The sequence below is a fragment of the Weissella fangxianensis genome, assembly GCF_024718545.1.
Lineage (GTDB): Bacteria > Bacillota > Bacilli > Lactobacillales > Lactobacillaceae > Weissella > Weissella fangxianensis.
Map to the genome: position 1 here is coordinate 26,228 of NZ_JAMXDB010000017.1, position 8,394 is coordinate 34,621.

The following is an 8,394-nucleotide window of genomic DNA, read 5'->3' on the forward strand; positions in this document are numbered from 1 at the left end:
ACATTGAGGCTTCAGACTTTTGGAACGCGTTTATGCTATAAAATTTATAGCCTTATAATTAATACATTTTTAGCACAAAGGAGGTTGGGAACGTTGTTTTGTCCCAACCTCCTATTTATTTACTGGCAATAATTATTTCTCAAACCGGTATCACAAAGAAATAATCCATTTCTGAATGTTCTGCTTTTTTTAACGGTGCTGTCAATTCGGTGAAGCCATATGCTCGATAAACATGTAGCGCTGATTCAAGTTTATGATGTGTTTCAAGATAGACTTGCTGGTAACCAGCTTCCTTTGCAAATTGCATCGCTTTATCCAGTAATTGGTAGCTTAAATGATGGCCTTGCGCTTTTTCAGCCACATACAATTTTTGCAATTCAGCCACTTTATTGTGTGAATCATAAGTTGCTATCCCAGCACCACCAACTACCTCCTGTTGATCATTGATCGCAACGTAATATTGGCGTGCTTCACTTGCCTGATAAAAATCACTCAAATGCGCAAGCTCCGGATCGAAATAAGCAGTACCCGGTATATCTAATTGATAGGATTTTAACAATTTCTGAATCAACTGTTTTAAATATGGATCGTCATTTTTTTGAATGGGTCTAATCGTTATCATATAAAAACCTCCAATTCCCGATACCGCCAAAGATCATCTAATCTTCAGCAACTTCATCCTGCCAACCTTTGCATACGTTGATCCAACGTTCAGCCTGAGTATACTCATCCAGCTCTGGTACTGATAATTCAACCGCACTATGATCATCCCCCGCAGCTGGATAGACAACGTCAAAACGTTTTAATGACTCATCTAAAAAGGTTATGACCCCATCTTTGGTCACAAATGGGCAAACACCACCTGGTGCGTGTCCGATATAATGCTCAACTTCATCACTGTGAATCATCTTGGGGCGTTTATGAAACTCTTGCTTAAATTGACGATTATCAACTTTTGCATCCCCCGCCATCACAATCAAAACTGGTTCATCATCAACTAAAAATGACATTGTTTTGGCAATATGGGCTGGCTCACAATTTAAAGCATGTGCTGCCTCTAAAACGGTCGCACTAGATTCATCAAACTGTTTCACACGATTTCCCAAGCCGACTTGCTTAAAATACTGATTAACTTTTTCAAAAGCCAAAATACTACCCCCTACACATAAATAGTCATCAGTTTAGACGACCTAGATTAATTAATAAAATGAAAGCCTTCATATTGATAACACTTGCCCGGTGCGGCGAATAAACTCAGATGCCACCGGAATATGTTGTACTTTTTTACTGATGACCAAATCAACTGCATTTTTGCCTACTTCGTCGTAATGGTGATCAATCGTTGATATATTCATTACCCGACTGACCACCTCATTTTCTTGCCCAACTATTGTTGGCATCGGTTGCTGTTGATTACGATAATATTGAAAAATTCCCGCCGCGATATTGTCACTATTAGCAAAAACAAAATCCGGCGGTTTCGGTAACGACAAAAAATACTCAGCTGCCTGATAACCATCTTCATAACCCAGAACACCGGTGACCATATATTCAGACTTTGGTTTTTGATGAAATACTTGTTCATAACAATCAACTGCTGCTTGGGTCGTCGGACTATGATCATAATCACGATTCAAAGTTAGCGCAATATTTTGAAATTTTCCGCTTTTTGCCAATTCAAAAACATCATCGTATGTTTTATTACGCACCGCATAAGTCGCAGCCAATGGCGCATCACCAAGATTACGACAACACACAATAGGACCATATTTTTGATATGACAACATCGTTTCCAGTGACACCGTATGAGACGTAAATATTAACCCGTCGTATCTTTTTTGATGAAGTTGTTCTAAATATTGTCGTTCTAATGCAGCATCATAATTGGTTTTTAATGCCAGTACGCTGTAACCAGCATTAAACGCTGCTTTTGTAATACTAGCAAATAACTGTGAAAAATACGAATATTCTAAAAAGGGCACAACGACACCAATAATTTTTGTGCGACCAGTGCTTAGATCACGAGCAATAGTGTTTGGTACATAGTCAACATTGTCAACGACCCGTTGGATAGCTTGTGCTGCCTTGGTTGATACATAACCATTTTTGTTAATATATCGCGATACAGTTGCCACTGAATACCCTGACAACCTTGCAATGTCTTTAATATTAGCCATACGCTTCCCTTTACCCTACTTTTTATGGCTGATGCAATAAAAAGTTCTCAATACCATAAGCAACACCATTTGCGACGTTAGTTTTTGTGACGTAATTTGCCGATTGCTGCACCGAAATTGGCGCATTCCCCATGGCAATCGATGTCCCAACTTTGTAAAACATTGATAAATCATTTTGCCCATCACCAAATGCCGCCGTCTCTGCTTGTGATAATTGTTCACGGGCAATAATGTATGAAACACCGAATGCTTTTTCCGCAATATCACTCGTAATCTCTAAGTGACTAGCATCTGATTGTTGTACGTTAATACCTGGTAAATCTAAATTCAGAGTTGCTTGCTGAATCATATCTAATTTTGTTTCACTTAGATCAATCAACATAATTTTAAAAATACCATTTTGACCCTGCACCGCAGCTTCTGACAAAGCTGCATATCGTGGAATCACCCCTGTAAATAATATCTCACGATCAATTTCTGCTGAGGCGTGATCGACTAGCCAGCTATCCTGCGTATAATAACTCAGACTAACCATTGGAAACATTTCAGCCAACCAATGAATTAATTTAATACTAGTTGCTGCTTCCATGGGATATGCCTGCAACACCTGCATATTCCCGCCGTCCATTTGATAAATTAAACCACCATTAAACGCCACTTGTGGTGCCTGTAATCCCAAATCGTGAATCGCAAACGTCATTTCCTGCGGTGCCCGAGCTGAAACCAAGGTCACTGGTATTTGCGAATTTTTAATGGCTGCAACCGTATCTTTAGTCACGACCCCTTTATCGTCTAGTAACGTACCATCCATATCTAAAAAAATTTGTTTAATCATTCGATTCTCCCCCTGCCTCAAATAATTCTTGCACTTATTTTAACCTATAAAATCATCTTAATGTTAAAAACAAATGAAATTATGGCAATATTTAAACGATTATACATGTTACAATACCTGACATACGCACTGCATTATTTTCAGTAAAAGCTTATACTAAATCGTATGACCAACATTTGGGGAGGGCACAAAAATGTCGATAAACTTTAAATTCGCTGAAAAAGATGACTTACCAAAAATTGTGGCTATTTATAATCAAGTCATCAAACTTAAAAACGTGACTGCCGATTTAGCACCCATTTCAGTATCAGATCGTGAAGCGTGGTTTGCCGACTCGTCTCATGATAAATATCCTATCTGGGTAATCACTGACAATGACAAAATCGTTGGTTGGTGTAGCCTCGAAGCTTTCTATGGTCGTGCTGCTTACCAGCATACTGCTGAAGTTAGTATTTATATTGACGAAGCTACCCGTGGCAAACACATCGGTACCCAAACTATTCAATTTTTGGCAACCCAACTTAAGCAACGTCATCTACAAAATATTGTCGCTTATGTCTTTAAACAAAATATTCCTAGTATGACCTTGTTCAAAAAACAAGGCTTTGAACAATGGGGGTTGTTGCCACAAGTCGCTGAAATCGATGGTAATCACCTTGACTTAACAATATTAGGTAAGCATTTTGACTAGCTAAATAATCAACCTTTAAAAAATTCAATTAAAAATCCCCCGAAAATGAACTTTCAGGGGATTTTTACGTTATAAACTAATCATAAATAACATATTTAATTAAACAATTATTACTTAGTTAATAACTGCTTTAGTGATTCTTCGACAGAAAGGAATGGGCGACCAAGATACTTTTCGATATCGTCTGATTCTACCGCTAAACTGCCGCTTTTAACAATTGCTTGTGTACCAGCAAGCATATCTGTTACTTCTTGTGGCATACCTGCATTGTCCTGCAAAAATTGTGAAGATGTTGCAACGTCTGCATCGATCACTTCTAATTTTGTTCCTGTCACAGATTCAACAGCTGCCGCCAATTGCTTATAAGTCATTAATGGATTCCCAACTTCTAATACACTTGGAAAATCAAATTTGCCAGATACGGCATGTGCTCCTAATTTTGCAAATTCACTACGTAATGTCCAACCGGCCTTACCATCACCACCAGCATGTACAAGCTTGCCAGCTTTTAAAGCTGCCTGGATAGCTGGTAATTCATTTTCAAGATACCAGTTATTTCGTAAGAAGGTATGCGCAATACCTGAATCAATAATTGCTTGTTCAGTATAAGCATGCTCTTCAGCTAATGGACTAGTTGAGGTATCGGCTTTATTAAAGCTCGTATAGGCAATGTACGATACACCTGTTTTTTGGGCTGCGTCAACAACATGTTGATGCTGTGGCTTACGTGAACCAACTTCGCTACCCGAAACGAACAATAACCTGTCAATACCAGCAAAGGCTTTCTCCAATGACTTCGGATCATCATAAGAGGCGATTCTAACTTGAAATCCTTTTTCTCGTAGCGTAGCAGCTTTTTCTTCATTTCTCGCTAAAGCAAAAATTTCATCTTGTGGTACTAAAGTCTTTAATTCTTCTAAAGCAGCTGAACCATAATTCCCAGTTGCACCAGTTACTAAGATAGTCATGCGCATATGTCCTTTCTAGTTTCATATCTTTCATTAATCGGCAGTTGGATAATCTGTATAACCAACCGCACCATTATTCACATATATTATATCAGGATTAGGCTTATTCAGCGGTATTTTATTCTTTAACCTTGCTACCAAATCTGGATTTGCCAACGCATAATGACCAACTGAAACCAAATCAGCAACGTGATTATCTAAATCAATGGTCAACTTTTCCAATGGTCGATTGGCACGATTAACCATCAATGGGCCAGGCACACCACTTTCCAAAGCGCGGCTTCTGGTCATAGGAGCCATAACCAGACGATTATCTAAAACACTGTCACCAATTTTTACTGACGTCCATAAATCTGTCATAGTTTGTATCTCCTTTTTTACTGTCTCCCTGCTAATGTACCGCCATCTAATACAATTTCAGCACCTGTGGTATAGGATGATTCTTCTGAAGCAAGATAGGTGACTGCCTTGGCAACATCTTCATTTTTTCCAATTGCTGGAATAACATCGTCCGAAGCTTGTAAAGCCTTTTTAAGATCATTAGATACAATATCTGTGCTGACCAATCCAGGATGGACAGAGTTTACCCGAATTTGTTTACCTGTTTTCACTGCCTCAACAGCAGCAGCTTTGGTCAATAAACGGGTCCCTGCTTTAGAAGCTGCATAACTGCCTACACCAGGCATCGGTGTAATGATTCCTAGTACAGAAGAAACGTTAACAATACTACCTTTATTCATTGTCTTCAGGGCCTCACGAACACCTATGAAAGTACCAGTTAGATTAATATCCATGACTTGTTGCCATTCGTCTAAACTAGTATCAGCAATGAGCTTATTAGCTAACGAAGTCTTAGACGCAGGCGGTAAAGTCCATGGCGTCATGCCCAAACAACTCGTTGATCGTAGTGCTTCATTTACTCGATTAACGGATCTCAAAATTGTGGACGACATGGCCACACGTAAGGCAACCATGTTATCACTAGCCGATGCTTGTATCGCCCTCCCTGGTGGTCCTGGCACACTTGATGAAATTTTTGAATTTATAGCGACGTATCAACCACCTAAAATCAGAACTTATGTTCAGTAACAAACAAAATAAAATTTATTTTTCAATAATAGTTGACAAAGCATCCCTTCACGCGTTAATCTCTTATTAAATTAAATTATGATTAAAAAGCTGTAAGGAGAATTTTATCTTTCACTGTGTACAGAGAGTCGTTGGTTGGTGTAAAACGATACACAAAAATTGATAATGATCATCTCTTAGCTGTGCTGTGAACATCAATTGATTATTAAACAGCATTGGGGACACCCATTATTGTGTAAGCGTATTATATTTTTACTATACGTAAGATGCTTTTAAGCAATTAAGGTGGTACCGTGCTAACGCGCCCTTAACTTTTACCAAATAATCGGTAAAGTTAAGGGCTTTTTTCATAATAATTTTAAAATTTAGGAGGTGATGTCTTATAGAATCCGACATTAGTCATTTAGCTCAGACAATCACCCCTTTTGATGGGTTGTCTTAGTTTCACAGTAAACGTAGCACATTTTAAATTAATTTATTATCACGAGGAGAATATATCATGAAAGAAAAAGTTGAGAACTTGGATTGGAACAACCTAGGATTCGAATACCATGACCTACCTTATGACTTTGAAGCAAAGTTCAAGGATGGTGAGTGGCAACCAGGTGAATTAACAACTCGTTCAACAATGGAACTATCTGTGGCTGCTGAAGTTCTCCACTATGGTCAAGAAGTATTCGAAGGATTGAAGGCTTACCGCCGTAAAGATGGCAAAATCAACCTTTTCCGTCCGGAATTAAATGCTGAACGTATGGTAAACTCTGCTGAGCGTATGTTGATGGCACCCTATCCAGTCGATGCCTTTGTCGACGCTGTTAAACAAGTTGTTAAGGCTAACGAAGAATTCGTGCCACCATACGGTACAGGAGGTACCCTTTACCTACGTCCATTTATGGTTGGAACAAGCAGTGTTGTTGGGGTAACGCCAGCTACTGAATATACTTTCCATATTTATGCGACACCAGTTGGTGCTTACGTTAACGGCCTAAACCCTGCTGCCTACACTGTCAGTGATTATGACCGTGCCTCATATGCTGGTACTGGTCAAGCCAAGACATCAGGTAATTATGCAAGCAGTCTATTTTCTTCAGCTCAGGCGCATGAAGCAGGTTATGCTGACTGCCTATTCCTTGATCCTCGTGAACATAAGTATGTTGATGAATTCGGTGGTGCCAACTTCTTTGGTATTACAAAGGAGGGACAATTCGTTACACCTAAGTCAGAATCAATTTTGCCTTCTATCACGAAGCGTTCTTTGCTACAAGTAGCAAAAGATCAAGGATTGAATCCAGTTGAACGCCAAGTGCCTTTTGCTGAAATCGATCAATTCGCTGAGGCTGGTGCCATGGGAACTGCAGCAGTTATTTCACCCGTTGGTTCATTAACTGCTGGTGACAAGAAACACGTCTTTTACAGTGAAACAGAAGCTGGTCCTGTCACAACCAAGCTTTACAATGAATTGGTTGGCATTCAATACGGTGACCGCCCAGATCCATATAACTGGACCCAAACTGTGGATTAATTCAGAGCGTGACTAAAAACAGGTTAAAGCCGACTGTAATGTTTAAATAAAGAAGAGGTAAGAAAAATCAGTTGATTCTTCTTACCTCCTTTTTGATTTAATTTACTATTAAATATTGATACACTAAAAACAATCAGTACAGCTTATGTTGTGGGAAATAACAAATGTAATACTTGCGCCATCTTATTACGGGCCTCTTTTTTTGTTATCTCATCTTTTTGTTTAAACCACCAAAGACCAATTTGGCGGAACATACCTAAAATAACTTGGCAGGTAAAATCAATATCGTGAGATAAGACCGCGTCTTGTTCACCAAAGGCCATAATCCTTTTTTCGATTTCTGGTTGTACATGGGCATCAATCATTTCAAAAGAAAAATTATTCTCAATGTCTAGTTGTAAATGTACTAATGCCTTTTGGTATCGTTCCATTGTATCAAGTATTTTTTCAAAACAAGTCAACAGAAAATCAAAAGGATTCTCAATATCAGTACTGGTATCAATTTCTTGCAAAAGATCTTGTTGGGTTTTATAAATAACATATTTTACAAAGGCATATTTATCGGCAAAGTGCTTATAAAATGTTGGACGCCGTACCAAGGCACGGTGACATAACGCATTAACCGTTATTTTTTCAAGACTTTCTTCTTCTAATAATTCAAAAAAGGCCGTCGTCAGTGCTGAATACGTTTTTTGAACCCGTAAATCTAAGTTCTGATCCATAATGATGTCTCCTTATAATTAATTTTGTTGAACATAAGTTAATGATTTGTTAATTATCTTTCATTTTATGAGAAAATGTACGTTGTATTGATTGCTAAATATATTATAATTTGTTGTTGAACATATGTAAATAAATTATCATTTGTACATTAATAAGTTAGGAGGAAACAGATGGCAGTTATTGATATTGATCACGTGACCAAAGATTACGGTCATAAACGTGGTATTTTTGATGTATCTTTTTCAGTTAAAAAAGGTGAAGTTGAACTGAACCCCAAAAATTGGAGAGAAGTTTAAGCAACTAGCTGGTCGGAAAGATTTCGGTATTGAACCGGAGTTTTTCCGGCCAGTTTTGTTTTAATCCGTTTATTATTGTAGTAATAGATATAA

Annotated in this window: 13 protein-coding genes; 4 read left to right on the forward strand and 9 right to left on the reverse strand. The window is 38.2% G+C overall.

Features of this window, described 5'->3' with window-relative positions; all coding sequences use genetic code 11:
• Positions 1–139: 139 nt before the first annotated feature.
• The 4 genes from NGR58_RS05980 to NGR58_RS05995 form a co-directional block, all read right to left on the reverse strand.
• Positions 140–622, reverse strand: coding sequence for a GNAT family N-acetyltransferase (locus tag NGR58_RS05980; RefSeq protein WP_258088698.1), 483 nt, complete (start codon positions 620–622; stop codon positions 140–142).
• A gap of 37 nt (positions 623–659) precedes the next feature.
• On the reverse strand, positions 660–1,148 hold the full coding sequence (locus tag NGR58_RS05985; RefSeq protein ID WP_258088699.1) for a YbaK/EbsC family protein: 489 nt from the start codon (positions 1,146–1,148) through the stop codon (positions 660–662).
• 69 nt (positions 1,149–1,217) lie between these two features.
• The gene (locus NGR58_RS05990) at positions 1,218–2,177 is read right to left on the reverse strand and encodes a LacI family DNA-binding transcriptional regulator (RefSeq protein ID WP_258088700.1); all 960 of its coding nucleotides are present in this window, start codon (positions 2,175–2,177) and stop codon (positions 1,218–1,220) included.
• 22 nt (positions 2,178–2,199) lie between these two features.
• Positions 2,200–3,012, reverse strand: coding sequence for an HAD family hydrolase (locus tag NGR58_RS05995; RefSeq protein ID WP_258088701.1), 813 nt, complete (start codon positions 3,010–3,012; stop codon positions 2,200–2,202).
• Positions 3,013–3,205: 193 nt separating this feature from the next.
• On the opposite strand from NGR58_RS05995, the gene NGR58_RS06000 reads away from it, so the two are divergent.
• Positions 3,206–3,703, forward strand: a complete 498-nt coding sequence (locus NGR58_RS06000; protein WP_258088702.1) for a GNAT family N-acetyltransferase — start codon at positions 3,206–3,208, stop codon at positions 3,701–3,703.
• A gap of 110 nt (positions 3,704–3,813) precedes the next feature.
• Here the strand turns inward: NGR58_RS06000 and NGR58_RS06005 are convergent, their stop codons facing one another.
• From NGR58_RS06005 to NGR58_RS06015, 3 genes are read right to left on the reverse strand one after another with little or no spacing between them, the layout of a single operon-like run.
• Positions 3,814–4,671 carry an NAD(P)H-binding protein gene (locus tag NGR58_RS06005; protein ID WP_258088703.1) on the reverse strand — a complete coding sequence of 286 codons (858 nt, stop codon included), beginning with the start codon at positions 4,669–4,671 and terminating at the stop codon, positions 3,814–3,816.
• A 33-nt stretch (positions 4,672–4,704) separates the two neighbouring features.
• Entirely contained in the window at positions 4,705–5,031 is a 327-nt protein-coding gene (locus tag NGR58_RS06010; RefSeq protein ID WP_258088704.1) for a hypothetical protein, read from the reverse strand.
• Positions 5,032–5,048: 17 nt separating this feature from the next.
• Positions 5,049–5,555, reverse strand: a complete 507-nt coding sequence (locus tag NGR58_RS06015; protein WP_258088705.1) for an SDR family oxidoreductase — start codon at positions 5,553–5,555, stop codon at positions 5,049–5,051.
• On the opposite strand from NGR58_RS06015, the gene NGR58_RS06020 reads away from it, so the two are divergent.
• Together NGR58_RS06020 and NGR58_RS06025 are read left to right on the forward strand one after the other, a co-directional pair.
• The gene (locus tag NGR58_RS06020) at positions 5,554–5,760 is read left to right on the forward strand and encodes an LOG family protein (RefSeq protein ID WP_258088706.1); all 207 of its coding nucleotides are present in this window, start codon (positions 5,554–5,556) and stop codon (positions 5,758–5,760) included. The genes NGR58_RS06015 and NGR58_RS06020 overlap by 2 nt on opposite strands.
• Positions 5,761–6,259: 499 nt before the next feature.
• Positions 6,260–7,282 (forward strand): branched-chain amino acid aminotransferase, encoded by a 1,023-nt coding sequence (locus tag NGR58_RS06025; RefSeq protein WP_282556365.1) that lies wholly within the window; start codon positions 6,260–6,262, stop codon positions 7,280–7,282.
• 143 nt (positions 7,283–7,425) lie between these two features.
• Here the strand turns inward: NGR58_RS06025 and NGR58_RS06030 are convergent, their stop codons facing one another.
• Complete coding sequence (locus NGR58_RS06030) at positions 7,426–8,004, reverse strand: TetR/AcrR family transcriptional regulator (protein WP_258088707.1); 579 nt, start codon at positions 8,002–8,004, stop codon at positions 7,426–7,428.
• A gap of 171 nt (positions 8,005–8,175) precedes the next feature.
• Between NGR58_RS06030 and NGR58_RS06035 the strand changes: the two genes are divergently transcribed.
• On the forward strand, positions 8,176–8,301 hold the full coding sequence (locus tag NGR58_RS06035; protein WP_258088708.1) for a hypothetical protein: 126 nt from the start codon (positions 8,176–8,178) through the stop codon (positions 8,299–8,301).
• On the opposite strand, the gene NGR58_RS06040 is transcribed toward NGR58_RS06035, so the two are convergent.
• A complete protein-coding gene (locus NGR58_RS06040) occupies positions 8,298–8,390 on the reverse strand; it encodes an IS3 family transposase (RefSeq protein WP_407077141.1) in 93 nt (30 codons plus the stop codon). The two genes, NGR58_RS06035 and NGR58_RS06040, sit on opposite strands and share 4 nt — an antisense overlap.
• Between the last annotated feature and the right edge of the window lie 4 nt (positions 8,391–8,394).

Excerpts from the sequence above, each read along its gene's own strand:
- NGR58_RS06010 (WP_258088704.1), bottom strand. The coding sequence starts at position 5,031 with ATGACAGATTTATGGACGTCAGTAAAAATTGGTGACAGTGTTTTAGAT.
- NGR58_RS06020 (WP_258088706.1), top strand. The coding sequence starts at position 5,554 with ATGCCCAAACAACTCGTTGATCGTAGTGCTTCATTTACTCGATTAACG.
- NGR58_RS05995 (WP_258088701.1), bottom strand. The coding sequence starts at position 3,012 with ATGATTAAACAAATTTTTTTAGATATGGATGGTACGTTACTAGACGAT.
- NGR58_RS06005 (WP_258088703.1), bottom strand. The coding sequence starts at position 4,671 with ATGACTATCTTAGTAACTGGTGCAACTGGGAATTATGGTTCAGCTGCT.
- NGR58_RS06015 (WP_258088705.1), bottom strand. The coding sequence starts at position 5,555 with ATGACGCCATGGACTTTACCGCCTGCGTCTAAGACTTCGTTAGCTAAT.
- NGR58_RS06035 (WP_258088708.1), top strand. The coding sequence starts at position 8,176 with ATGGCAGTTATTGATATTGATCACGTGACCAAAGATTACGGTCATAAA.
- NGR58_RS06030 (WP_258088707.1), bottom strand. The coding sequence starts at position 8,004 with ATGGATCAGAACTTAGATTTACGGGTTCAAAAAACGTATTCAGCACTG.
- NGR58_RS05990 (WP_258088700.1), bottom strand. The coding sequence starts at position 2,177 with ATGGCTAATATTAAAGACATTGCAAGGTTGTCAGGGTATTCAGTGGCA.
- NGR58_RS06025 (WP_282556365.1), top strand. The coding sequence starts at position 6,260 with ATGAAAGAAAAAGTTGAGAACTTGGATTGGAACAACCTAGGATTCGAA.
- NGR58_RS06000 (WP_258088702.1), top strand. The coding sequence starts at position 3,206 with ATGTCGATAAACTTTAAATTCGCTGAAAAAGATGACTTACCAAAAATT.
- NGR58_RS05980 (WP_258088698.1), bottom strand. The coding sequence starts at position 622 with ATGATAACGATTAGACCCATTCAAAAAAATGACGATCCATATTTAAAA.